A 24,616-nucleotide genomic window follows, 5' to 3' on the forward strand; every position below is an offset into this window, starting at 1 on the left:
TAGCAAGACTCCCTGTTTTTCGATCGGGCTAAAGCGGAAGCGTCCAGGCCAAGTGGGGCCAGAGCGTCGATTCTGACCCCGAACTTTGCTCACGCCTGCCGGCTATAAGCGCGGCTGCACAACCAATCAAAAGTCTATTGGTGCCGCTTCCGGATTGGCCTTACAATTGCCGCCGCCAGCGCAGGAACGCTGGATAAAACTAACACCTCTACTGCTACAGTACTTTACAAAGGACTTAAGTATGTTCAAGAAATCACTGCTGCTCGCCAGCATTTGTACATCCCTTGCCCTGCCCGCAATCGCATCCGACCTGTCATACACCTATATTGGCGTGTCCTACGAGACCGGCGAAGTGGCTGACCTGGATTTCGATGGCTTTGGCATTCAGGGCAGTGTCGCACTCAACGACAGTTTCTTTCTGCTGGGTGACTACACCAGCCTGGGATCTGACGATGAATTCGATATCGGCTTTGGCTCCGACGACATCGACGCCGAACAACTCGTTTTAGGTGTTGGCTTCCACACGCCGGTCAGCAACATCGTAGATTTCGTTGCCATTCTTGCCTATGCGGAAGCGGAGGTGAAAACCCGGGGTTTGAAGGAAGACGGCAATGGCTACCTGGTGAGCGCCGGCGTCAGGAGCAAACCGACCGACAAGCTGGAGTTTGCGGCCTTTATCAACTACAGCGATATCGAGAATGAAAGTGAGACCGGTTACGCCCTGGGTGCACGCTACTTTGTGTTACCCCCTGCATCACTGGGCCTCGGCTACGAGTCCGCCGACGATGTGGACGTCTTTGTGTTCGATATCCGCTTCGACTTCTAGGGCCACTATCAACCGGATCGACCGGCGACAGGGTGGTTTGAGCCCATCCTGTCGCCGCTACAAGCTGAAGCCAGGCGCAATTTAACCATCTCTGCGATCGCTTGGCCACGGCCTCCGTCACTCAGTTTCAACCAGCACACGCTCCTCCTCGCCGGCAACATGTACCCGGAACACTACCGCCCGCGCGCCGTCCACACCACCCCGGGGAGCGTGCACCGCTCGCGGGGGAATAACATAAACATCACCCGCCTTGAGGATCCGGTCCGGTTTGCCCGCTTCCACATGTACAGCGGAGCCTTCGATCACGTAAACAAACTCTTCACCGGGGTGATAGTGTGGTGGGACGGTGGCATTGGCCGGGATCACCACGTCGGAGATAATGACTTCAAGTCCCTCCCCCATGGTAATGGGTGCGCGCAGCATCTGGTTCGAGCCGGGCGGTGGGTAATGCTGGTCGCGCTCCGCTTCTGCACAGGCACCGCAGTCGGTGTTTGACGGTTCACAAGCGGCCAGCAGCAAGGCTGCGAGCAGGATAGTACAGACTTTCATAATGCCCTCCGGTTGCCTGCGCAGTTCACCTGGGTAACCTGAAAAATTTACCGGCCATCACTGCACCAACCTTCAGTTTGTGCAAAAGGAAATCATTGCTGTTCTGGCTCTGGTTCCAGGTCGTTGGTGATAGGGTATGACTTAAGAATACGGCTTCAGGACACAAAAGTATAAGCACAGATTATGGGGCCAATCGACTTCTTTAGCGACAAGGCCATCTTGCTCACACGATCTCCTGATCCACAAAACACCCCAACCGTCGAATGGCCGGCAACAACTCTTCATCCGCAAACCTGCAGCCGGTACTGCCCGGATCAATTTGTTCCGTCTTATCCGCCGCGTCCGGGCTGTGACCCTCACCGTCCCGCAGCAGTTGCAGCAGCGGCGCGTAACCCGGCTGCCAGGCCTGCACGTGGCCAAACCGTTGCCGCAATACTTTGAGGATGGCCATACCGGAATAGTCGAGATCCCCCCAGAACCAGACCGGCCAGGGCGCGGCTTGCTCACCCAACCACCAGCCCTCAAAGCGTGCTTGCACTGTTGTGCTGGCCGGCCCGTGGTAGTGCAGGCTGACGCCAGCCGCGGCCCGCACCCGCTCGGCACTGCCGCGAAAACCGGCGCCATAGACCAGCGCCAGCCCCTGCACAGCTGCGGGCTGGCCGCCCAGAGCCTGCACGTAGCTGTCCTGGTTTTCGATAAACAGCACGCCGCTAAATTTTGGCGGCAGGTGCGCATGCACCAGTACCGGACGCGGTGCAATCTGCAGCTCGGGGAAGGACCGGGCGACCACATCGGCGCGTGCATCCAGCAATTTGGACAGGCCCCAAAAACAGCGGGCACTGAGTTGCCGCAAGGTCAGGTTACTGTCTTTATAGCGGCTGAGGCCGGCAAACGCCGCCACCACTTCCGCCGCCGATCTTTGCGCCACCCGCAGCGGCCGCTGCCGCAGGCACTGGCCGCGGTCGGCAAAATGTTCCGCCCGGGCTGCTACGGCCGACGCCCACTCATCCCGGTAGGGCTGCTGCCGGGGACGGTCCAGCCAGGCCCGGCAAATCCCTTCCCCGGCCTCCAGTAGACGCAACATGGCATTCACATAGGGCGGGTCAAACGGCGCCCGTTTGCGATCCGAACGAATCTCGAGCACCTGTCCCTCAAGGTCCTGCAACAACTTCCAGCTGCGGTCGGCGGCTTCGTCGTGACGAAACAACTTCGGCACCAGCTTGGGCTCGAGCCGAATGCCGGGTGGCCGCGCTCGCTCGCTGAGTGACTTTTTATCCAGCATGTCGAGCAAAACGTGGAGCACAGCCAACACTTCGGGTTCGTCCGCCAGCCACTGCGGACGCGGCGGCAGCGCCGCAGCGGGGTTATTGCTATTGCACGAATCGCGCCCGCTCATCCCGCCGCAAACTCTTCCATAAAGTCGAGTTCCGCCTGCTGGTAGACCGAGCGCCGGTGACTGTCCCACAGCTCGCGGATGCGCTGCTGGTTGCACTGCTTGCGATCCACCAGCACCCGGGTGGTCAGCTGCCCCCGGGGCGCGTCGCTGGGTACCTTGGCAAAGACAAACTCGTTGCTGATCAGGTCCATATAGGGGCCGCACTTGCTGGTGGGCATAATAAACACCAGCTGCAAGCCCAGCGATTCGGTCAGGTAATTGATCACTTCCCGGGAACGGGTTTCATCCATTTTTGAAAACGCCTCGTCCACCAGCACCATGCGCAAATGGGCCTTGCCTTCGGCAAAGCGCAGGGCCGAGGTGATGGCCGCCGAGCGAATGATATAGGCCGGTGTTTCCAGCTGGCCGCCGGAGCCGGTGCCGTATTCGCTCAGGGGAATCGGCTCCTTGCCCTCCACCTCCTTGTAGATCTCATAGCGGCGGTAGTTGCGGTAATCGGCAATGCGCTCGAGGTCGCGCAATGCCCGGATCTCGTCGTCATCGAGCAGCATCGCCATCAACTCGTCGCGCACTTTGCTGGAGCGGGGGTTGAGCGAGGCGTCGAACAGGGTCACCTCGTCACCCAGCCCCGGGGTTTTGATCACCTCCTCGAAAAAACGCGCATAGTCGCGATACTCTGGCACCCACTCGCTGGCGAAGCGAAAGGTCTCCCGGTCGGCGCCAAAGCGGTGATGTTGCAACTCCTTGTTCAGCAGTTCGATCTGGCGTTTGCCCTCGCCCAGCGCCTGGTAGATGGCATGACACAGGTGCGAGACAAAAGCGTTGTTAAACGCATCCTTGAGCTCCACCAGCCTGGCGTGTTTTTCCGCCAGGATATTGTTCTTGAGAACATTATGCAGTCGATCCAGCTCGCGCCGCACCGCGCACACCGCCTTGAACAGTTCGGCGTCGTATTCACCGTTGAAGGCGTCAAACACCACCGCGTCGGCCGGCCGACAGTGCTGGTTGTGGGCCATGATTTCATCGCCCAGGCGTTTCTGCGCCAGGTGCAGCGCTTTCTCCACTTCGGCCCGGTAATTCTTCGCCACCGCCAGGTTCAACTCCCTGGCTTCCCGGTCGGCCAGGTCGAGCCGGGCCTCCACATCGAAATCTGGCCAGATGCCGGTGATAGCCTGCAGCACGGCTTCGTGCTCCTCCACCTTGTAGCGATTCTGCTCCTGCAAGTCACTCAGGGCCTTGAGCTGTTTGCCAATGCCCTCCAGCTCATTCTGCAGCCGGCCTTTGCCAGCGTTGAGCTCCGCTTCGCTGGCTTTCAGCTGATCGCTCTTGTCCTGCAACAGCGCCAGTTGCTGCTCCAGGTCCCGGTGCTCGGACAGGTCCAGTTGCGCCAGCAGGGCGGCGTTTTCTTCCAGCCGCCGCTGCAGAGCCAGGACCTCGTGCAGCACATCACCGTAGGACGAAGGCCGCAAGCCATCGACATTGCGCAGCAGGGCCGCGTCGCGCTGCATCAGGTCGTTGGCCCGGTGCCAGTCCAGCTCGATGGCCTCCAGCTCTGCCGCTTTAGCGGCCAGGGCGCGCTCCCGGGCCGCCGCGCCAAAGACCAGTTCGCTGTCGGGCAGGTCGCAGCGCCACATGCTGTAGTTGCCGGAACCGAGGCCGTCGTCGGTGAGGCCGCGGCGAGTCGTGCGCAGCTCCTCCGCCGAGGCCACCCGCAAGACACTGCCGTAACTGGCCACCAGATAGGCCTTGGCCACCGCGTGGGTGAACTCCAGCACATGGATGATGGAATTTTCCGCGAGGCTGGTATTGGCGGCGTCGGCCGCCGCCTTGCGCCCCTGCACCACCCGGGCGCGATTGTCCCGCCCGGGCAACTTGCGCACGATGCGGATCGCCTCCGCTTCACAGTCTTCGCTCACCAGGATCGAGAAACGCGCCCCACCCAGGTAACCCTCGATGGCTGACTGCCAGCGTGAGTCTTTCACTTCGATGTGGTCACACAGCACCCGCGGGTCCGCCTCGGGCAGTTGCTGGCGAATGGCCTTCAGGGCCCGCTCCACATAGGGCGGATAGGTCACCTGGTTGGCACCCAGGCGGGCGATCTCGCGCTGTTTTTCCTCACGCTGGTTGCCGAGGCTGGCGTAGCGCGCCTTGCGGTTATGCACCAGTTCAGCCAACTGCTCGCGGCGACCGGTGCCGGCGTCCTGCCAGTAGTCATACCAGTGATTGTGGGCCAGCTGTACCCCACGCAGCTTGTCCAGGTCGCCGGCAATGGCCGCGCTGCTGCCCACCGCATCGCGCTGCAGCAGATGGTGGATGTCCGGCAGAATATCCTTCGCCGAGGCCAACACCGGGCGCAGGGCTGCCTGCCCTTTCAGCCCTGCCAGCGCCGGCAAGGCCTCCACCATATCCGCCTGCCCCAGGGCACGGCTGATCTCCTGGCTGGCCTGCAGATTGGCCGTCAACAGCTGGTCTTGCTCCAGCACCGCGCGCACTTTGGCCACCAGCGCCTGGTTCAAACCCGCCGCCTGGGCTTCAAGTTCGTCTTTCTGTTTCAGGGCATCGATCCCCTGGCGCCGGGCTTCCAGGCCAATCAATTGCTGGCGCACGGCTTTCGCCTCCTCGTCGGCACTGGCGATGTCGTCCTCCAGCGCCGCGAGCTCCTGGCGCTTGTCTTTTTGCAGGGTCACGCCGCGCAGGTAGTCCTGCTGGCGCAGCTCGTATTCCGCCTGGGCCAGGGTATAGTCGAGCAGATTCAATTCAATCCACTGGTCGATGTAGACTTGGGCCTGGACTGCGCCGCGCTCCAGGGTGGCAATGGAGGCCTTTAATTGCGCCGCTTCCCGCTCCATACCGTGGATGGTTTTCAGCTGCGACGAGACCGAGCGAATGGCTTCGCCCAGGTCTTTCTGCTCCAGTATTTCATCGGCCACGAAGCGGTTGATGCTCTTTACCGGCTTGTAGGACATAAAGCGCGAGAACGCCCGGGCGGCGGCCATGGCTTCCAGGTCGGACACCGACTCGCTCTTACCACGCAAGGCACCGTAGAGGCGGCGCAGATAGGCTTTTTTACCGTCGTAGCGCTCGACGTGGCGCTTGCCCAGCTCCTTTACCAGCAGGGTCTGGAACTCGGTCAGCGCCACCACCTGCTGGCTGCCCGCCAGCTCTGCCACGAAATGGCGCTGCTCCAGCTGCTTGCCCGGCAGAATAAAAAACTGGGTCATGTCCTCCCGCGCCACCGTGTTGCTGCCGGCCCGGTCCAGCCAGGCGCGCACGGCAATCACCGCGGTAAAGGGCTCCGCCGCCTCGCCTTTATGGGGCTCAAAGATGGCAGCCAGGTAACCGTCGGTGGGGTCCAGCCGCGCGTAACTGCCGTCATCGCAGCCCAGCACATAGGAGGCCAGGGTTCGAACCCGCTTGCCGCCGCGGCCGCGCTGGGTGGTTTCATCCTGGCCCGGGTTGTACTGGAACAGGTTTTCATGGGCCGCGGTCATAATGGTCTGGATGGCATCGGCGGCGGTGGTCTTGCCCGATCCATTGCCGCCGGAAAACAGGTTGATGGGGCCGAACTCGAACTCAATGCTGGGCACATTGCCCCAGTTGAGGAAAATAAAACGCTTAAGAAACATCGCCGGTCTCCCCGTCGCCTTTTATATCCTCGTCCACATCGCCTTCCCCTTCTTCTTCAAGGTCAGGCGGCAGCGGCAGCCCATCTTCCAGGGCAGCCAGCGCCTCCTCCGACACAAAGGCCACAATCATGGGATGAATTTTCAGGCCAGCATCACCCACATCCAGGTCCTGCTCCTGGCGATACTGAATCAGGCGCAGCTTGCGCAATCGCTCGAACACCCGCTTGCGATCCGTGACCTTCTCCGGCAGCGAGCGCCCCAACTGGTTGCGGATGGCGATGCCGATCGACTCGATGGATTCGGTCACGTAGCCGTTGTCATCCAGTTGCCCCTCCCGCAGTGCCTTGTCATACAGCTGCCGCAACACCAGCAACAGAGCCACCTCGTCCTGGCGCAGACGGCTGCGCAGGCCGCTGCTGAAGGCCCCCTGTTCCGCGTCCTCCATGCCCGGCACCCGCGCCCCCGGCGGATAGAGCCGCACATAGGCAAAACGCCGGTCGTGGAAGACCCGGATTCCGACCATGCCCAGGTACTCATCCACCAGCTCGGAGATGCGCACGTACAAATCGTACAACTGCTGCTCCACCCGACTCTCGTCGCGGCACAGCACGCCGTAGTTGAGTAACCGCAGGCACAACTCCTGGTAGTCGCGCAGGCTCAAGCCGGCCTTGTCCAGCCGCTCTTCGATGTAATCAGTCAGCATGGCCAGACCTTGTTATCAGTTCAATGGTAAATTCATCGGCGGCGTCAAAGTAATCGGTCTTGACCCGCTGCCCCGTGGGCGTCACCTGGATGGCGTATTCGCTCGAGCCAATGGCCCCCACTTCAATAATGTGTGCCCCCATCAACAGCTCCCGGGCATCGGCCACCGGCAGGTTTTGGCTGTGAATGCGGTGGCCGTCGCCCAGCGCGCGGATCACGTAATCGCGCTGCGCCTTGCTGTTGAAGGTAAAGGCCAAATCCACCGCCGCCTGGATAAAGAGCTGCCGGCGCGCCTCGGGGCTGTGCTCCTGATTATACTCAATGGCACTGTTGACCTGCCGCGGCTTTCGGCCGGCGAGCAGGCGCATGGAATCCGTATCCGGCAACTCCACCGACAGCACCGCCAACGCCTCACCGGTGGCCGCCAGGGTACTCTCCTGCTCCGCCTCCGAAGCCTTGCGAAAGCGTTCCAGCAACCACTGCAACTGGTTTTGCACCCCGCCGCCGGCGTAACTCAACTGGCGCATAATGATATCGGCACGCCGGGTAAAGCCGTTTAACGCCTGGCGCAAGGCCGGCAACATAATGGCCGAGGCATTGTGCATGCGGGTATCGATACCGTCGAGAATGGCGAACAACACCGACTGGTTAGGGTCGGTCACCAATTCCGGCGCGGCCCGGCGCAGATCACGCTCCGCCTGGGCCTTGAACTCCTTGCGCTTGCGCTTGATGCGCTCGATCAGCTCACTGATCTCGTCGCGGTACTTCTCCACCGAATCCGCCGACAGGCGAATGGCGACATCCGGCATAAAACGCTTCTCCATAAAATCAAAGAACTCGTCCGAAGCCCGCTGCACCACCTGCTGCGACTCCACCTCCTTCACCAACTGCCGGCGCCGCTCATCCAGCTCGGCAATGACGTCGGAAAAATCCGCCACGATACGCTCCGAGTACTCATAGGCGTCGAGCAAATCGTAAGCCTCGCCCTTGTCGAGAAAAGACTTCAAGGCATTGCGGGTATTGCGCGTATTGCGGTGGCGGGTGCGAAAGCGGCCGCCGGCGGTATCCACCATAGGCTGGGTAAAGACCCGCCCGTGACGGGAAAAACCATAAGTAGCCTGCAACGTCGCGTCATCCATATGCCGCTCAAGCCAGCCGTGCTCAAGCAGCAAATTGAGAATCCAGCCGGCCTGCTCCCGCTGGCTGCGCCTGGCAACGGCGTACTCCTCCCCCTCACCCTCGTCCAGAATCGGGCTGCGGACAATCGCCTCCTCGAAGATTTCCACCACCTGCTCGCGGCTAAAGCTGCGGCTGTAATCCGCAAAGGCACCGTACAGGCGCTGGTAAAAAACGCTGAGGCTATCCACCACCTGGGCCCGGTACTTACCATTCAGGGGCCGAAAGAAATGGGCTCTCGCATCAGAAAACAAAAGATTAGTCATACTCGCAAGGGTCCATAAGCCGTTTATCGCCCGCCACAACCGCCGTAAATTCGAACAATCCCACTTATTGGCCAGCACAGAAAAGCCGCCGTATTGTAAAGCAGGCTGACGCATCTGTCTGCCCGGCTAGCGGCTGCGCGATCCCGCGAGAACTACCCACCAATACGCCAGCTTTCAGATATTGAGGCCCCAGATTTTAAACCTGAATTCCGCTACACAGGTCGGAGTGGCGATGGCCGAGGTCGCGCAGTTGACCGCCTACCGACAGCGACAAGGTGAATCGAAGCACAGCTTCAGAAAAGGGCCTCTGGGGGCCGTCGCCAGTCGAGCGCCCCACGGATACCAGCTTTCAGATATTGAGGCCCCAGGTTTTAAACCTGAATTACGCTACACAGGTCGGGGTGGTGATGGCCGAGGTTGCGCAGCTGACCGTCTGCCGACAGGAGGTCGGCAGTCGAGCGACCCAGGGATGGGCTTGAGCGCGTCAGCTGCGCGACCTCGGCCAGCGCCACATGGCAACGAACTCCAGACACCTACATACCAATAACCAGAAATCAGAAACTATTAACGTTGGAAGCCATATAAAAGCCAAACCACCCCGCCACTGGATTCAAAATTCACAAACCTGCATCAACCAATACAACCATTTTTATCCACTACGAATGAATTGTTTGTTCGTCCCTTGCGTTTGAATTTCAACCTCGTTACAGTCTAGTGAAATGTTTGCGGTAGCTGTACCACGGTCGATTACTTAAATAAATAGTGACTCAGGTAACTGACCTCCATGATAGCCCCTCGGGATGGATGGAGTCGTATGCTAAAACGTATCAACATAACACCCCTTCTGCTCCAGATCGCCCGCAGCGACCTGCACGGCCCCCGCCTGTGCCGAGATTTACTGTACAGCCTTTCGCTCAAAAACCTGTTCCCACTACCCGCCCCAGAACCAACAACAGCCAATTCCGCGCGCCGGAGGGCTGACCATTGAACCAGGCCACCGACTCCCTCTGGCCCTTCGTAATTTATTTCCTCGCGGTGTTACTGCTGGTCACTACCATGCTGGTGCTCTCCTACCTGCTGGGCCAGCGGCGCAGCAACAAAGCCACCAACATGCCGTTCGAATCCGGCATTTTATCCGTCGGCTCGCCCCAGATTCACCTCTCCGCCGAGTTCTACCTGATCGCCATTTTCTTCGTTATCTTTGATCTGGAAACCGTATTTATTTTTGCCTGGGCCATCGCCTTTTTTGAGCTGGGCTGGTCGGGCTTTATCGCCATCAGCCTGTTTATATTCATCCTCGTGGTTGCGCTGGTTTACGAACTGCGTTCCGGCGCGCTGGACTGGGGCATCAAAACCCGAACCGGGCTTAGACAGAGGGAGCTGCACTGATGGGAGAGCAGGACTGATGGAGTGGAACCTGAGCCGCCCGGACAACCTTATCGCCAGCTCCCCCGGCGGGATGTCTAACAATGAGATGAGCAATAGCGGCGCGCCTAACAGCATCGAGGAGCAGGTAAAACGCAACGTCGCTTTTGCCAAACTGGAAGACCTGATCGCCTGGGGACGCGCGCACTCACTGTGGCCGTTTAACTTTGGTTTATCCTGCTGCTATGTGGAAATGGCCACCGCCTTTACCAGCCGTCACGATATCGCCCGCTTCGGTTCCGAAGTGATTCGGGCCACACCGCGGCAGGCGGACCTGATGGTGATTTCAGGCACCGTGTTTCGAAAAATGGCCCCGGTGGTAAAACACCTCTACGACCAGTTGCTGGAACCGCGCTGGATCATTTCCATGGGCTCCTGCGCCAACTCCGGCGGCATGTACGACATTTACAGCGTGGTCCAGGGAGTGGACAAATTTATTCCCGTGGACGTCTACGTGCCCGGTTGCCCGCCGCGGCCGGAGGCGCTGATGCAGGGGCTGATGATGTTGCAGGACGCCATCGAACAGGAGCGCCGCCCCCTCAGTTGGGTGGCCGGTGACCAGCGCGTGGTCAAGCCGGCATTGCCTGCGCAGCGGGACTTGTTACAACAGCAAAGAAATCGCGCAACGGAATTGCGCAGCCCCGATGAGGTATAGGGGGCAGCGACCAACAGGGAGCCATTGATTAACCCAACCGCTGCCGGAGCCCGGGGTGCTCCTAAAGCAAAGGCACACGCTAACGAGTTACACAGGTCTACACAGTAAAGGTCAAAAAACAATACGAAGCCTGACCAGCCCGGGACCATGCAAATGCCCAATGCTACACTGACCGCAAACGCCACTGCACCTGCTTCCGCCGCGGGTACCAGTCACGCTGACGCCCATAAAACCAGTGCCGTGGACGACCTCTGCGCCCGCTTTGGCGCCGACTCGTTTATCCCCCAGGCCAGCGCCGACGACACCCCCACCCTGTGGGTAGCGCGGGATAAATTACTGCCGGTACTGGCCCAGCTCAAAGCACGCTTTCCCATGCTGCTCGACCTGTTCGGGGTGGATGAGCGCCTGCGCCAGCACAAACCCCTCGGCGCCGCCGATTTCACCGTGGTCTACCACCTGTTCAGTTTCCGGCCCTGTGAAGAAATACGCCTCAAGGTTGCGGTCAGTATGGCCGACCTGTCGGTGCCCTCGGCCGTGAACGTCTGGCCCAACGCCAACTGGTATGAGCGCGAAGCCTGGGACATGTTCGGCATCCAGTTCAGCGGCCACCCCAATTTGCGCCGTATCCTGCTGCCGCCCACCTGGCAGGGCCATGCCCTGCGCAAGGATCATCCGGCCCGGGCCACGGAAATGGAGCCCTTCAGTCTCGACGATGAACAACAGGACCAAGAGCAGGAGGCCCTGCGCTTTCGGCCCGAAGACTGGGGCATGCAGCGGGCCACCGAAGACACCGAGTATATGTTCCTCAATCTCGGCCCCAATCACCCCTCGGTGCACGGCGTGTTTCGCATCGCCCTGCAACTGGATGGCGAGGTAATAGTCGATTCGGTGCCCGATATCGGCTATCACCATCGCGGTGCCGAAAAGATGGGCGAACGGCAGAGCTGGCACACCTACATCCCCTACACCGATCGCATCGATTACCTGGGTGGGGTGATGAACAACATGGCTTACGTCATGGCGGTAGAGCAACTGGCAGACATCAAGGTGCCCGATCGCGCCAAGGTGATTCGCATCATGCTGGCCGAGTTATTCCGCATCTCCAGTCACCTGGTGTTCTACGGCACCTTCGCCCAGGACGTCGGCCAGATGTCGCCGGTGTTTTATATGTTTGCCGACCGCGAACGCCTGCTGGGCATTATTGAAGCCGTTACCGGCGGCCGCATGCACCCGGCCTGGTTCCGTATCGGCGGCGTAGCCCAGGACCTGCCGCAGGGCTGGGACACCATGGTGCGCAACTTTATCGACTCCATGCCCGCCCGCCTGGACCACTACCAGAAGATGGCCATGGACAACAGCATTCTCAAACAGCGCACGGTGGGTATCGGCGCCTACAACACCCGGGAGGCCATGGACTGGGGTATCACCGGCCCGGCCTTGCGCGCCACCGGCATGGACTGGGACCTGCGCCGCGACCGCCCCTACGGCGGCTATGACCAGTTTGAATTTGAAGTGCCGGTGGCCAGTAATGGCGATGCCTACGATCGGGCCGCGGTGCGGGTCGAGGAAATTCGCCAGAGCCTGCGCATCATCCGCCAGTGCCTCGACAATATGCCCGCCGGCCCCTACAAGAGTGACCACAGGCTGGCCACACCGCCACCCAAGGAGCGCACCTTACAAGACATTGAAACCCTCATTCACCACTTCGTAAACGTCAGTTGGGGCCCGGCCATTCCCCCGGGCGAGGCTTCCTTCCCCATAGAGGCCACCAAGGGCATCAACAACTATCACCTGATCAGCGATGGCGGCACCATGTCCTACCGCACCCGGATTCGCACCCCGTCCTTTCCCGCCCTGCAACAAATCCCGCTGATCAGCAATGGCCTGATGATCCCCGACCTGATTGCCATTATTGCCAGTATCGATTTCGTGATGGCCGACGTGGACCGGTGAACAGCATGCAGAGCCCATTGATCCCGAACTTGAGCGACCAGGAAATCAGCGCGATCGATAACGAGATCGCCCACGCCCCCTGTCGCGCCGCGGTGGCGATCGATGCGCTGAAAATCGTCCAGTCCCACCGCGGCTGGGTCTCCGATGCCAGCCTGCAGGCCATCGCCCGTCACTTGCACATGTCCGCCGCGGAACTGGACGGCATCGCCACCTTTTACAATTTGATATTTCGCCGCCCGGTGGGGGAACAGGTGATTCTGCTGTGCAACAGCATCACCTGCTGGATCAAGGGTGCCAGCCAAATACAGCAGCAGATCAGCGCGCGCCTCCATATCGGCCTGGGGGAAACCAGCGCCGACAATCAATACACCCTGCTGCCGGTCACCTGCCTGGGTGCCTGTGACCGCGCCCCGGTAATGCTGGTCGGGGAGCAACTGCACACCCACCTGGATGACGCGGCACTGGAGCTTATTTTCCGCTCCCGCGAGGAGGCCGAGGAATGAGCCTGGACCGCCCGCTCACCCGCAATGTGCGCCCCGATCGCACCCCCACCGACCTGGCCGCCTACGAGGCCAACGGCGGCTACCAGGGCTTGCGGCGCGCGCTGGGCAAGCTGGTGCCGGCGGAGTGCCTGCAAATCATCAAGGATTCCAACTTGCGCGGCCGCGGTGGTGCCGGCTTCCCCACCGGCATGAAGTGGAGCTTTGTGCCGATGGAAAACGCCAGCCCCGGGCACAAATACCTGGTCTGCAACGCCGATGAGATGGAGCCGGGTACCTTCAAGGATCGGCTGCTGCTGGAGTGCGACCCGCACCAGTTGATCGAGGGCATGATCCTTGCGGCCTACACCATCCAGGCCGACATCGCCTATATTTTTATCCGCGCCGAGTATCACCTGGCCGCACAATTGTTGCGCGAAGCGATCGCCGCCTGCAACGCCAAGGGTTATCTGGGCGAGAACATTCTCGGCAGCGACTACAGCCTGACCATGCACGTGCACACCAGCGCCGGTCGCTATATCTGTGGCGAAGAGACCGCCCTGATCAACTCCCTTGAAGGCAAGCGGGCCACGCCCCGAGCCAAGCCACCGTTTCCCCAGGTCAGCGGCTTGTGGGGCCGGCCGACCATCGTCAACAACGTCGAAACCCTGTGCAATATCCCGCACATCATCGAGCGGGGGGCGGACTGGTTCCAGGCGCTGGGCCTGACCGCCGATGCCGGCACCAAAATGTACGGTGTCAGTGGCCGGGTGAAAAACCCGGGCTGCTGGGAGCTGCCCATGGGCACACCAATTCGGGAGATACTCATGGAATACGCCGGCGGCATGGAGGACGGCTATCAATTGCGCGGCTTCCTGCCCGGCGGCGGCTCCACCGATTTCCTTACCCCAGAGCACCTGGACCTGGCCATGGACTACGACACCATCGGCAAGGCCGGCAGCCGCATGGGCACCGGCACCATGATCATTCTCGATGACAAAACCTGCCCGGTGGGTTTCGTTACCAACCTGATGGAATTTTTTGCCCGCGAGTCCTGTGGCTTTTGCACCCCCTGCCGAGATGGCCTGCCCTGGTCGGCGCAGGTGCTGAACGACATCGAACAGGGTCGCGGCCTGCCGGAGGACCTGCACACCCTAGCCCGGCAGGTGACTTTTATCGGCGCTATTGGCAATACCCACTGTGCGCTGGCACCGGGCGCCATGGAACCGCTGGCCAGCGGCCTGAAATATTTCCGCGAGGATTTTGAACGCCATATCAGTGGCGGTCACTGCCCCTGGTGCGATGGAGGGGTAAACTGACATGCCCGTAATTCGCATCGATGGTCAAGACTACGAGGTCAAAGAGGGCGACAACCTGCTGCAAGCCTGCCTCGGCCTCGGGTTGGACCTGCCCTACTTTTGCTGGCACCCGGCCATGGGTTCCATCGGCGCCTGCCGCCAGTGTGCGGTGGTGCAGTACCAGAATGCCGAGGACCAGCGCGGCCGGTTGGTAATGAGTTGCATGACCCCGGTCAGCGACGGCGCCATTTTCTCCCTCGCCGGCGACAAGGCCGCCACCTTTCGCCAGGCGATCATCGAGTCGCTGATGACCAACCACCCCCACGACTGCCCGGTCTGTGCCGAGGGGGGCGAGTGCCACCTGCAGGACATGACCGTGATGGTCGGCCATCGCGACCGTCACTACCGCGGCCTCAAGCGCACCCATCGCAACCAGAACCTGGGGCCGCTGATCCAGCACGAGATGAACCGCTGCATTGCCTGCTACCGCTGCACCCGCTACTACCGGGACTACGCCGGCGGCACTGACCTGGCCGCCATGGCGGCGCACAATCACGTCTACTTTGGCCGCCACGAGGACGGTGTGCTGGAGAGCGAATTCGCCGGCAACCTGGTGGAAGTCTGCCCTACTGGCGTGTTTACCGACAAGCCGCTGCAGCAGGAGTACACCCGCAAATGGGATCTGCAATCCGCACCGTCCCTGTGTACCGGCTGCGCCGTGGGCTGCAATACCCTGGCGGGAGAGCGCTACGGCAAGTTGAAACGGATACACAACCGTTATAATTCCGAGGTCAACGGCTACTTTCTCTGCGACCGGGGCCGCTTTGGGGCCAGCTTCGTCAACCACAAGCAACGGCTGGACTGGGCCGGCCGGCGCAGCGCCAACGGCCGCTTTGACGCCATCGATTCAGACCAGGCACTGCAACACCTTGCCGCCGCCTGCCAGCGCGGCGGACTGGCGGGCATTGGCTCACCGCGGGCATCGGTGGAGGCCAACTTCTTGCTGCGCACCCTGGTCGGGGCGGACAATTACAGCCCCGGTTTCAGCGCCGCCGAACAGCCTTTGGTGGAGCTGGCACTGAGTCTGCAGCAGCAGACCCGGGCGCTGATCCCGAGCATCAAGCAAATCGAGTCGGCCGACGCGGTGTTTATTCTGGGTGAAGATGTCACCAACACCGCACCGCGGATCGCGCTGGCGCTGCGCCAGAGTGTGCGCAATATCGCCTATACCATGGCGGCGCAATTACGCCTGCTGCCGTGGCAGGATGCGGCCGTGCGGAACCTGGCCCAGGAGCAGCGCAACCCGCTGTTTATTGCCGCCCTAGCCGACACCCGCCTCGACGACGTGGCGGCCGCGACCCTGCACCTTGCGCCCGCCGACATTGCGCGCCTGGGCCATGCCGTGGCGGCCCGCATCCGAACCGCCAGGGCACACTCCCCCGCTACCCTGTCACCGAATAAAGTGTCTCCGAATAAAGTGCCGCCAAATGAAGTGATGGATGAAGCACTGCAGCAACAAGCTGACACCATTGCCAGTGCGCTGCTGGATGCCAAGCGCCCGTTGCTGCTCTCCGGTACCGGTTGTGGCAGCGCCGCGGTCATGGCGGCAGCGGCCGACATTGCCGCGGCGCTGGGCTCGCCAGCCGCAGCGACGGTTACTAAGGGCAACGTTAATAACAGTGACAGTGATAGCGACAGTGACGCCGAGAATAGCAGCACCACGGCGAGCAAAGTCGACAGCGACGCAGCGGGGCCAGCAGTGATGCTGTGCCTAGCCGTCCCGGAAGCCAACAGCCTCGGCCAAGCGCTGCTGACGGGCCCGTCTGCGCCCACCCTCGAGGCACTCACCGTGCGCGCCGTGGGCGGTGAGATTCAAACCCTGCTGGTACTGGAAAACGACCTCTACCGGCGCGGCCCGGCAGCGGATATCGAGCGCCTGTTGCAGCACGTGGCGGAGATCATCGTCATCGACAGCCTGGATAACCCCACGCTGTCCGCCAGTACCCTGGCCCTGCCGGCGGCCAGTTTTGCCGAGAGCGAGGGCACCCTGGTGAGCATGGAGGGGCGTGCCCAACGCCACTTCCCGGTATTTCTGCCGGCCAAAGAACGCCGTGCCAGCTGGCAGTGGTTGCTGGCTTGCCTGCAGGCCATCAGCCACCCGCGGACGACGGACCTGCAGCACTTCGATGACGTTACCAACGCCTGTGCCAGCGACATCGCGGCGCTGGCGAACATTACCAAAGCCGCGCCCGACCACCTCTTTCGCAATGCCGGGCTGGCCAAGGTTCCGCGCCAACCCCATCGTTACAGCGGCCGCACGGCAATGGGCGCGAATGTCTCAGTGCACGAACCGAAACAAGCGGCTGACGAGGACAGCGCCCTCGCCTTCAGCATGGAGGGAGTGAACCAGTTCCAGCCGGGGGCGCTGCTGCCGTTTGTCTGGGCCCCGGGCTGGAACTCCAACCAGTCGCTGCACAAATTCCAGACCGAAGTGGGTGGCCCATTAAAAGGCGGCACTGCCGGCGCGAAATTACTGCAACAGACCGGCGCGGCAGACGACCACGCCGCTCCGCTATCGCCATCGGCCTTTAAACCGGTAACGGGACAGTGGCTGCTGGTGCCCAGGTATAAAATATTTGGCAGCGAGGAGCTCAGTGCTCACAGCCCGGCCATTGCGCAGTTGCTGTTGCCGGCGTACCTGGAAATAACCGCTGCCGACGCAGAGCGACTGCAGGTTGACGAGGGTGATGGCGTGCAGGTGATGGACAGCGCTTCCGGCGCTACTCTTGCCACACTGGAGGTGCGCATCAATGACACCATGGCCGACGGTTGTGCCGGCTACAGTGTCGGCCACAGCGCCCACCAGGGCAGCATCTTTAACCTGGTCGCCGGCACGGGGGTGGCGCTGCAAAAAGCCGACCCCTGGCAACGGCGTACACAGTCCGCGCCGGGTGCAGATTTAATCGCCACCGACAGTCCGACCAATAGCAACACCGCAGCACCCGGGGGGCCAAACCATGTCTGAACTGGGCACAGTCGGGTTTGGCCTGGCGATCATCCTCGCCGCCATTGGCGGCGCCGCGGTGCTGACCTGGTTTGAGCGCCGCCTGCTGGGCATCTGGCAGGATCGCTACGGGCCCAATCGGTTGGGGCCATTAGGCGTGCTGCAGGTATTGGCGGATATGCTCAAGTTGCTCACCAAGCACGACTGGATCCCGCCCTTCGCCGACCGGGCGGTGTTCGTGTTCGCCCCCACCGCCATTGTGGTGGCCATGATGCTGGGCTTCGCGGTCATACCCTTCGGCCCAGAGCTGTATATTCTCGATCTCAATATTGGCCTGCTGTTCTTTCTCGGCATGACCTCGCTGGCGGTCTACAGTGTTTTGCTCGGTGGGCTGGCTTCCAACAACAAATACGCACTGCTCGGCGGCCTGCGCAGCGCCGCGCAAATGGTCAGCTACGAAGTGTTTATGGGCCTGTCGCTGATGGGTGTGGTGATGCTCAGCGGCAGTTTCAGCCTGCGCGATATCGTCGAGGCGCAACGGGATATGTGGTACTGCATCCCGCAATTTCTCGGCCTGTTTGTGTTCCTGATTGCCGGCATTGCCGAAAGCCATCGCCTGCCGTTCGATTTACCCGAGGCCGAACACGAGCTCACCGCAGGCTTTCACACCGAGTACGGCGGGATGAAATTTGCCATGTTTATGCTCGGCGAGTATTTGGGCTTGATCCTGATCTGCTGCATGATCACCACCCTGTTTTTCGGTGGCTGGCTCGGCCCCTGGCTGCCACCGGTGGTGTGGTTCTCGCTCAAGGTGTTTATCCTTATCTGTTTTTTTATTCTGTTGCGCGCCGCCATTCCCCGCCCCCGTTACGACCAGCTGATGACCCTGGGCTGGAAGTACATGCTGCCCTTGACCCTGTTGAATCTGTTGCTGACCGGCGCCATTGCACTGGTATTGGAGGGACGCAGTGTTTAAATCCTTGCGCAGCCAACTGACCACTCTCTGGACTATCCTCCAGCACAGCTTTACCCGGGCGGAAACGGTGCAGTACCCGGAACAAAAGCCCTACCTGGCGCCGCGCTATCGCGGCCGCATTGTGCTCACCAAAGACCCGGACGGCGACGAACGCTGCGTCGCCTGCAACCTGTGCGCAGTGGCCTGCCCGGTGGACTGCATTGCCCTGCAGCAGGGGGTGCGCGAGGACGGCCGCTGGTACCCGCAGTTTTTCCGCATCAATTTTTCCCGCTGCATCATGTGCGGCCTGTGCGAAGAAGCCTGCCCCACCAATGCCATCCAGTTGACCCCGGATTTCGAGATGTGCGAATACGATCGCCAAAACATGGTGTACGAAAAGGAACACTTGCAGATCGACGGCACGGGTAAATACCACCAGTACAATTTTTACCGGGTGGCCGGTCTCGCCATCAGCGGCAAGGACAAGGGCCAGGCCGAGCACGAAGCCCAACCCATTGACGTCAAGAGCCTGCTGCCATGATCGAAAGCCTGTTCTATATCGCGGCCGTGATTGCCCTCTCGACCACCGCGCTGGCCCTGAGCCGCGCCAATGCCACCCACGCGCTGATCTACCTGATCGTCTCGCTGTTGGCGGTGGCAGTCATTTTCTTCCTGCTCGGCGCCCCCTTTGCGGCAGCGCTGGAAGTACTGATCTATGCCGGTGCCATTATGGTGCTGTTTGTGTTTGTCATCATGATGCTGAACCTGGGCGAAGCTGGAGTGGCGCAGGAGCGGCAATGGCTGCAGCCTCGCTTTTGGCTGCTGCCGGGCATTTTGGCCGCGGTCCTGTTGCTGGAATTACTGCTCGCCATCCAGCACTCCCCGGCGGCGACCAGCCCCAGTGTGGCCGTGGCGCCCAAAGCCGTGGGCCTGGCCCTGTACGGGCCCTATGTGCTGGCGGTGGAAATCGCCTCGCTGTTGTTGCTGGCAGGGCTGGTTGGCGCCTACCACCTGGGCCGGCGTTTCCTCGCCCGCCCCACCGCGGTGGACCCGCATCCACAAACTGACGATGTGGGGCAAGCCTGATGGACGGCCTGCTCATTCCCCTGCACCACGTGCTGGTACTGGCGGCAATGCTATTTTGCCTGGGGCTGATGGGCTTGATGTTGCGGCGCAATATCGTGTTTATGCTGATGTCGCTGGAGGTCATGCTCAATGCCGCCGCGCTGGTGTTTGTGGCCGGGGGCGCGCACTGGGGCCAGGCCGATGGCCAGGTCATGTTCCTGCTTATTCTCAGCGTCGCCGCCGCCGAAGTCGCGATTGGCCTGAGTCTGGTGTTACAAATCCAGCGGCGTTTCAAGACGCTGGATATGGACACTGCCCAACGATTGCGAGACTGAGATGAGGCGACCCGAATGACCTTGCTCTGGCTTATCCCGCTGCTGCCCTTGCTCAGTGCCACGCTGCTGTTGATCAGTGGCGGGCGCATGCCCAGGCCATTGGTCAAGTGGCTCGGGGCGGGTTCAGTGGGGCTGGCCGCCGGCGCCGTGGCGCTGCTGGCGCTCGGGTTTGCCGGCGACGGCCAGGTTCTGCAGCTGACCCTGTGGACCTGGATGACGGTGGGCAATTTCAGCCCCGGCATCGCCTTTTACGTCGACGGGCTCAGCCTAGTGATGATGTCGGTAATCACCGGTGTCGGCTTCCTGATTCACCTCTACTCGCTGGAATTTATGCAGGATGACCCGTCCTACTGTCGCTATTTCGCCTATATGAACCTGTTTGTCGCCGCCATGTTACTGCTGGTGATGGCGGACAACCTGCTCCTGCTCTACCTCGGCTGGGAAGGCGTCGGGCTCTGCTCCTACCTGCTGGTGGGTTTCTGGTATCAAGACCCGAACAATGGTCGCGCGGCGCGCAAGGCATTTGTCGTCACCCGGGTTGGCGACACCGCCATGGCGCTGGGACTGCTGCTGCTGTTTACCGAACTGGGAACCCTCGATATCCAGCCACTGCTGGCCGCCGCCAATAGCCAGTGGCAAGTGGGCGACAACCTGCCCCTGCTGGCGACACTGCTGTTGCTGGGTGGCGCAGTGGGCAAATCGGCCCAATTGCCCCTGCACACCTGGCTGCCCGATGCCATGGCCGGCCCCACCCCGGTGAGTGCACTGATTCACGCCGCCACCATGGTCACCGCTGGCGTGTATTTGATCGCCCGCACCCACGACCTGTTTTTGCTGGCCCCGGCCACCCTGCAAGCGGTCGCCTGGCTCGGCCTGTTGACCCTGTTACTGGCCGCCTTCACCGCCCTGGTGCAGGCGGACATCAAACGCATCCTGGCCTACTCCACCATCAGCCAGATCGGCTATATGTTCCTGGCGTTGGGTGCCAGTGCCTTTAGCGCCGGTATCTTCCACCTCATGACCCACGCCTTTTTCAAAGCCTTGTTGTTCCTCGCCGCCGGCGCGGTGATTCACTGCCTGCACCACGAGCACAATATTTTCCGCATGGGCGGCTTGCGCACCCGCCTGCCACTGGTCTTTTGGAGTTTTGTGATTGGCTCGGCCGCCCTCGCGGCACTGCCGTTTACCTCGGGGTTCTACAGCAAGGACGCCATCCTGCTCTCGGCCTGGTCCATGCCCGGTAGCGGGCCCTGGTTGTGGTGCGGCGCCCTGCTGGGTGCCTTGCTAACGGCAATTTACAGTTTCCGGCTGGTGTTTATCGTGTTTTTTGGCCCCGCCAACACCGAACCGGATAAACAGCCCGGCTGGCAGATGGCGCTACCTTTGCTGCTGCTGGGCCTGCTATCCCTGCTCGGCGGCTGGATTGCACTGCCCTTGGCCGAGGTATTTCCGGCTGGCGCCGGGCGTCACGATAGCGTCAATCACGCGGTCGAAATCGTCACTGTCGCCACGCCGCTGCTGGGGTTGCTGATCGCCTACTTGCTGTTCCTGGGCCAGCAGTTGTCCATCGCCGCGCTGGCAGAGTCCGCCCCGGGCAGGGCCCTGCAGGCCTTTTTCTACAGCGGCTGGCGCATTGATGGGCTCTACCACCAGTGCCTGGTGCGGCCTTTTACCGGTCTCGCCCACTGGTGGCGCAACGAGCCCACCGACCTGTTGTACAACGCCATTGTCCGCCTCAGCCAGTGGTTGCATCGCGGTCTCTCCAGCCTGCAAACCGGTGAGTTGCGCTGGTATGCGAGCAGCATGGTATTCGGCCTGGCCATCTTGCTGATCGTTATCCTGAGGACGGGGTCATGAGTCTGGTCTTTCTGCTGCTCATACTTCTCCTCGGTGGTCTGCTCGCCTGGCTAGCAGAGCGGGTCAGCACTGAACTGCCGCGCTGGGTAGCACTGGCAAGCATCGTCACGGCCTTGTTGGTGTTGCTCTACAGCGTCAGCGGTTTGCCGGCCGGCAGCCTGCAGGCCCTGCCGGACCCCACCAGCGGCAGTAGCTGGCTGATCCATTTGCAGCGCGACTGGATGCCGCGCTTTGGCATTGGCTTCGAACTGGCGCTGGATGGATTGAGCCTGCTGCTGATTGTGCTGACGCTGGTGCTGGGGTTGATCGCCGTGGCGTCCTCCTGGGTCGAAATCGAGTTCAAGCCCGGTTTATTCCACGCCAATATACTCTGGACCCTGGCCGGCGTGAGCGGCGTCTTCCTGGCACTGGACCTGCTGCTGTTCTTCCTCTTTTGGGAAGTCATGCTGATCCCCATGTACCTGCTGATTGCCATTTGGGGCCATGAAAACAAGGCCTACGCGGCGATGAAGTTCTTTATCTTCACCCAGGTATCGGGCCTGCTGATGCTGCTGTCGATTATCGCGCTGGCGTGGCAGGGGTATGTGGCCAGCGGCAACTTCAGTTTCAGTTACTTCGCCTTGCTGGGCCTGTCGTTCGAGGGGTCACTGGGGTTTTGGGTCATGCTGGGATTTTTCCTGGCCTTTACCGTCAAGCTGCCGGCCTTTCCCTTTCACAGCTGGCTGCCCGACGCCCACACCCAGGCACCCACCGCTGGCAGTGTGCTGCTGGCCGGCATTCTGCTCAAAACCGGCGCCTATGGCCTGCTGCGCTTCTGCATTCCCCTGTTCCCGGAGGCCTCGCAGCAGTTTGCGCCAGTGGCCCTGGGCCTCGGTGCTGCGGGGGTTATCTACGGCGCAGTACTGGCCTTTGCGCAAACGGACTTCAAGCGCCTGGTGGCCTACAGCAGTGTCAGCCACATGGGTTTCGTGCTGCTGGGTCTCTACGCCTGGAACACCCTCGCCCTGCAGGGGGCGATCGTGCAGATGTTAGCCCACGGCCTCAGCACCGCCGCCCTGTTTATGCTCGCCGGTGCGCTGCAGCAACGGCTGCACAGCCGTGATATGCGACAGATGGGTGGGCTCTGGCAATCGATGCCGCGCATGGGCGCCTGTGCCCTGTTTTTCGCCGTCGCCTCCCTCGGCCTGCCCGGGCTGGGTAATTTTGTGGCCGAATTTTTGGTGCTGCTGGGACTGTTTGCCGTCAACCCGTGGTTGACCGCAGTGGCCGCCCTGGGTCTTATCAGCGCGGCTATCTATTCCCTGTGGATGATCCAGCAAACCTTTCAAGGTGCCCTGCAGGGCTCCAGCGCGGATGCAGCCAGCGGCTCGGGCGAGCATCCGCGCCTGCTGCAAGACTTCGGCGGTCGGGAAATGACTACGATGGCCGCCATGATGATCGCCCTGCTCTGGCTCGGCCTCTACCCACAGCCACTGCTGGATCTCGCCCTGCCGGTGGTGGAAAGCCTGCAGGCACTGGTCGCGGCCAACCCATCGATCGTCGGGGTAATCCCATGACTGGCACCGGCTTGCTGGCCCTGGCGCCCCTGCTGGTTCTCGGCGCCGGCGCCATTGTATTGATGCTGCAAATTGCATTTCACCGCAATGTGCGGGTAGCCAGCCTGCTGGCCCTGGGCATTTTTATTGCCGCGGCAGTGGTGGTGATTCCGGCGCTGGAGGTGAGCCCGCTCCCGGTCACACCGCTGCTGCAAGCGGACCCGATGGCGCTGTTATTCAGCGCCGTATTTTGCCTGGCCGGCGCGGCAACCACAGTGCTGTCGGTTGGCTATATGACCCGCCGCGACGAACAGCCGGAAGAGTATTTTTTACTGCTGCTGCTCAGTACGCTGGGGGCCTGTGTACTGGCTTACTCAGCCCACCTGGCCTCGCTGTTACTGGGCATGGAACTGTTAACCGTTGCGCTCTACGCGCTGATCGCTTACCCGGACAAATCCGTGCTGCCGCTGGAGGCCGCCAGTAAATACCTGGTGCTGTCGGCGGCGGCGACCGCCACCACCCTGTTCGGCTTCGCCCTTCTCTACACCCTGACCGGCACGCTGGAATTCGCCGCGATGGGGCCGCAGTTGGCGCAACTGCCGGCAGACGTGCCTTACGGCAATCAGCTGTTGCCGGTGGCCGCCCTGCTGGTGCTGGCCGGGATGGGTTTCAAACTGTCACTGGCGCCCTTTCATATGTGGACACCCGATGTCTACCAGGGCGCGCCGTCGCCGGTCACCGGTTTCCTGGCCTCGGTCTCAAAAGCGGCAATTTTCCTGGCCGTATTGCGCTGGCTCCTGCAGGCGGACCTGTTCCTCTATCAAGGTTTGCTCCAGTGTGCGGCCATCATTGCCATACTCAGTATGTTGGGCGGTAACTTGCTGGCCCTGCGCCAGAGCAATATCAAGCGTATGCTGGCCTATTCGTCCATTGCCCACATGGGCTACCTGCTCATTATCCTGGTTGCCTCAGCCAATATCGACCACCGCGCGCTGGCGACAGAGGCCGCACTCTATTACCTCATTGCCTATATCGTCACCACTCTGGCAGCCTTCGGTACTCTCACAATCATGGGTGGCCAACAGGGTGAGCGGGAAATGGTCGAGTTGCAGGACGTCAGCGGTCTGTTCTGGCGCCAGCCACTGCTGGCCTGCCTGATGTTGGTGGCCCTGCTCTCTCTGGCTGGTATTCCCCTGACCGCGGGCTTTATCGCCAAATTCTATATCGTCACAGCGGCCGTCAGCGGTTATCATTGGGGCCTGTTGGGAGCCCTGGTAATTGGCAGCGGAATAGGTATCTACTATTACCTGCGGGTCGTCTTCTATATGAGTCGACGAGACGATATAAGCCAAACCCAAATGAAGGCGGCTGGAGGCTGGCCGGTGCATATACTGGCCTGTGTTCTCCTTGCTATTATTGTGTTGTTGGGAACAGTGCCACAGCCACTTATGGCGTACTTGCGACTAATCACCTAGTCCTGCCATAGCGTCAGGCTTGCTGGCTTTTAGAGGAGA

Annotated in this window: 19 protein-coding genes; 14 read left to right on the forward strand and 5 right to left on the reverse strand. The window is 61.3% G+C overall.

All coding sequences use genetic code 11. The features are described 5' to 3' along the window. The first annotated feature begins 241 nt into the window (after window positions 1–241). Window positions 242–826 carry an outer membrane beta-barrel protein gene (locus G8764_RS03495; RefSeq protein ID WP_166161877.1) on the forward strand — a complete coding sequence of 195 codons (585 nt, stop codon included), beginning with the start codon at window positions 242–244 and terminating at the stop codon, window positions 824–826. Between the two features lie 117 nt (window positions 827–943). Here the strand turns inward: G8764_RS03495 and G8764_RS03500 are convergent, their stop codons facing one another. From G8764_RS03500 to G8764_RS03520, 5 genes are all read right to left on the reverse strand, one after another. Continuing rightward, complete coding sequence (locus G8764_RS03500; protein ID WP_166161879.1) at window positions 944–1,375, reverse strand: cupin domain-containing protein; 432 nt, start codon at window positions 1,373–1,375, stop codon at window positions 944–946. Window positions 1,376–1,598: 223 nt separating this feature from the next. Next, on the reverse strand, window positions 1,599–2,771 hold the full coding sequence (locus G8764_RS03505) for a Wadjet anti-phage system protein JetD domain-containing protein (RefSeq protein ID WP_166161881.1): 1,173 nt from the start codon (window positions 2,769–2,771) through the stop codon (window positions 1,599–1,601). Next, complete coding sequence (locus tag G8764_RS03510) at window positions 2,768–6,397, reverse strand: ATP-binding protein (protein ID WP_166161883.1); 3,630 nt, start codon at window positions 6,395–6,397, stop codon at window positions 2,768–2,770. The genes G8764_RS03505 and G8764_RS03510 overlap by 4 nt, the downstream gene beginning before the upstream one ends. Then, the gene (locus G8764_RS03515) at window positions 6,387–7,100 is read right to left on the reverse strand and encodes a DUF4194 domain-containing protein (protein ID WP_166161885.1); all 714 of its coding nucleotides are present in this window, start codon (window positions 7,098–7,100) and stop codon (window positions 6,387–6,389) included. The genes G8764_RS03510 and G8764_RS03515 overlap by 11 nt, the downstream gene beginning before the upstream one ends. Continuing rightward, the gene (locus tag G8764_RS03520) at window positions 7,090–8,541 is read right to left on the reverse strand and encodes a Wadjet anti-phage system protein JetA family protein (protein WP_166161887.1); all 1,452 of its coding nucleotides are present in this window, start codon (window positions 8,539–8,541) and stop codon (window positions 7,090–7,092) included. The genes G8764_RS03515 and G8764_RS03520 overlap by 11 nt, the downstream gene beginning before the upstream one ends. A 984-nt stretch (window positions 8,542–9,525) precedes the next feature. Here G8764_RS03520 and G8764_RS03525 point away from each other — a divergent pair. The 13 genes from G8764_RS03525 (at window position 9,526) to G8764_RS03585 (ending at window position 24,577) form a co-directional block, all read left to right on the forward strand. Further along, window positions 9,526–9,930, forward strand: a complete 405-nt coding sequence (locus tag G8764_RS03525; protein WP_243748538.1) for an NADH-quinone oxidoreductase subunit A — start codon at window positions 9,526–9,528, stop codon at window positions 9,928–9,930. Window positions 9,931–9,946: 16 nt separating this feature from the next. Continuing rightward, entirely contained in the window at window positions 9,947–10,621 is a 675-nt protein-coding gene (locus G8764_RS03530) for a NuoB/complex I 20 kDa subunit family protein (RefSeq protein ID WP_166161901.1), read from the forward strand. A 153-nt stretch (window positions 10,622–10,774) separates the two neighbouring features. Further along, window positions 10,775–12,574: an NADH-quinone oxidoreductase subunit C/D gene (gene nuoC / locus G8764_RS03535; RefSeq protein WP_166161903.1), complete on the forward strand. Its 1,800-nt coding sequence runs from the start codon at window positions 10,775–10,777 to the stop codon at window positions 12,572–12,574. A gap of 5 nt (window positions 12,575–12,579) precedes the next feature. Further along, window positions 12,580–13,077, forward strand: a complete 498-nt coding sequence (gene nuoE / locus G8764_RS03540; protein WP_166161905.1) for an NADH-quinone oxidoreductase subunit NuoE — start codon at window positions 12,580–12,582, stop codon at window positions 13,075–13,077. Next, the gene (nuoF, locus tag G8764_RS03545; RefSeq protein ID WP_166161907.1) at window positions 13,074–14,372 is read left to right on the forward strand and encodes an NADH-quinone oxidoreductase subunit NuoF; all 1,299 of its coding nucleotides are present in this window, start codon (window positions 13,074–13,076) and stop codon (window positions 14,370–14,372) included. The genes nuoE and nuoF overlap by 4 nt, the downstream gene beginning before the upstream one ends. A 1-nt stretch (window position 14,373) precedes the next feature. Further along, a complete protein-coding gene (nuoG, locus tag G8764_RS03550; protein WP_166161909.1) occupies window positions 14,374–17,376 on the forward strand; it encodes an NADH-quinone oxidoreductase subunit NuoG in 3,003 nt (1,000 codons plus the stop codon). Continuing rightward, window positions 17,369–18,331, forward strand: a complete 963-nt coding sequence (gene nuoH / locus G8764_RS03555; RefSeq protein WP_166161911.1) for an NADH-quinone oxidoreductase subunit NuoH — start codon at window positions 17,369–17,371, stop codon at window positions 18,329–18,331. The genes nuoG and nuoH overlap by 8 nt, the downstream gene beginning before the upstream one ends. Then, window positions 18,324–18,851 (forward strand): NADH-quinone oxidoreductase subunit NuoI, encoded by a 528-nt coding sequence (gene nuoI / locus G8764_RS03560; protein ID WP_341806285.1) that lies wholly within the window; start codon window positions 18,324–18,326, stop codon window positions 18,849–18,851. Before nuoH ends, nuoI begins: the two co-directional genes overlap by 8 nt. Further along, on the forward strand, window positions 18,848–19,396 hold the full coding sequence (gene nuoJ, locus G8764_RS03565; protein WP_207951646.1) for an NADH-quinone oxidoreductase subunit J: 549 nt from the start codon (window positions 18,848–18,850) through the stop codon (window positions 19,394–19,396). Before nuoI ends, nuoJ begins: the two co-directional genes overlap by 4 nt. Then, window positions 19,396–19,710, forward strand: a complete 315-nt coding sequence (gene nuoK, locus G8764_RS03570) for an NADH-quinone oxidoreductase subunit NuoK (protein ID WP_166161913.1) — start codon at window positions 19,396–19,398, stop codon at window positions 19,708–19,710. The genes nuoJ and nuoK overlap by 1 nt, the downstream gene beginning before the upstream one ends. Window positions 19,711–19,725: 15 nt before the next feature. After that, on the forward strand, window positions 19,726–21,567 hold the full coding sequence (gene nuoL / locus G8764_RS03575) for an NADH-quinone oxidoreductase subunit L (protein WP_166161915.1): 1,842 nt from the start codon (window positions 19,726–19,728) through the stop codon (window positions 21,565–21,567). Continuing rightward, window positions 21,564–23,123, forward strand: coding sequence for a complex I subunit 4 family protein (locus G8764_RS03580; protein ID WP_166161917.1), 1,560 nt, complete (start codon window positions 21,564–21,566; stop codon window positions 23,121–23,123). Before nuoL ends, G8764_RS03580 begins: the two co-directional genes overlap by 4 nt. Continuing rightward, complete coding sequence (locus G8764_RS03585) at window positions 23,120–24,577, forward strand: NADH-quinone oxidoreductase subunit N (protein WP_166161919.1); 1,458 nt, start codon at window positions 23,120–23,122, stop codon at window positions 24,575–24,577. The genes G8764_RS03580 and G8764_RS03585 overlap by 4 nt, the downstream gene beginning before the upstream one ends. Window positions 24,578–24,616: the final 39 nt, after the last annotated feature.

This window comes from Pseudomaricurvus alcaniphilus (assembly GCF_011440395.1).
Classification (GTDB): domain Bacteria; phylum Pseudomonadota; class Gammaproteobacteria; order Pseudomonadales; family Cellvibrionaceae; genus Pseudomaricurvus; species Pseudomaricurvus alcaniphilus.

Excerpts from the sequence above, each read along its gene's own strand:
- G8764_RS03495 (WP_166161877.1), top strand. The coding sequence starts at position 242 with ATGTTCAAGAAATCACTGCTGCTCGCCAGCATTTGTACATCCCTTGCC.
- G8764_RS03500 (WP_166161879.1), bottom strand. The coding sequence starts at position 1,375 with ATGAAAGTCTGTACTATCCTGCTCGCAGCCTTGCTGCTGGCCGCTTGT.
- G8764_RS03505 (WP_166161881.1), bottom strand. The coding sequence starts at position 2,771 with ATGAGCGGGCGCGATTCGTGCAATAGCAATAACCCCGCTGCGGCGCTG.
- G8764_RS03510 (WP_166161883.1), bottom strand. The coding sequence starts at position 6,397 with ATGTTTCTTAAGCGTTTTATTTTCCTCAACTGGGGCAATGTGCCCAGC.
- G8764_RS03515 (WP_166161885.1), bottom strand. The coding sequence starts at position 7,100 with ATGCTGACTGATTACATCGAAGAGCGGCTGGACAAGGCCGGCTTGAGC.
- G8764_RS03520 (WP_166161887.1), bottom strand. The coding sequence starts at position 8,541 with ATGACTAATCTTTTGTTTTCTGATGCGAGAGCCCATTTCTTTCGGCCC.
- G8764_RS03530 (WP_166161901.1), top strand. The coding sequence starts at position 9,947 with ATGGAGTGGAACCTGAGCCGCCCGGACAACCTTATCGCCAGCTCCCCC.
- nuoC (WP_166161903.1), top strand. The coding sequence starts at position 10,775 with ATGCCCAATGCTACACTGACCGCAAACGCCACTGCACCTGCTTCCGCC.
- nuoE (WP_166161905.1), top strand. The coding sequence starts at position 12,580 with ATGCAGAGCCCATTGATCCCGAACTTGAGCGACCAGGAAATCAGCGCG.
- nuoF (WP_166161907.1), top strand. The coding sequence starts at position 13,074 with ATGAGCCTGGACCGCCCGCTCACCCGCAATGTGCGCCCCGATCGCACC.
- nuoG (WP_166161909.1), top strand. The coding sequence starts at position 14,374 with ATGCCCGTAATTCGCATCGATGGTCAAGACTACGAGGTCAAAGAGGGC.
- nuoH (WP_166161911.1), top strand. The coding sequence starts at position 17,369 with ATGTCTGAACTGGGCACAGTCGGGTTTGGCCTGGCGATCATCCTCGCC.
- nuoJ (WP_207951646.1), top strand. The coding sequence starts at position 18,848 with ATGATCGAAAGCCTGTTCTATATCGCGGCCGTGATTGCCCTCTCGACC.
- nuoK (WP_166161913.1), top strand. The coding sequence starts at position 19,396 with ATGGACGGCCTGCTCATTCCCCTGCACCACGTGCTGGTACTGGCGGCA.
- nuoL (WP_166161915.1), top strand. The coding sequence starts at position 19,726 with ATGACCTTGCTCTGGCTTATCCCGCTGCTGCCCTTGCTCAGTGCCACG.
- G8764_RS03580 (WP_166161917.1), top strand. The coding sequence starts at position 21,564 with ATGAGTCTGGTCTTTCTGCTGCTCATACTTCTCCTCGGTGGTCTGCTC.
- G8764_RS03585 (WP_166161919.1), top strand. The coding sequence starts at position 23,120 with ATGACTGGCACCGGCTTGCTGGCCCTGGCGCCCCTGCTGGTTCTCGGC.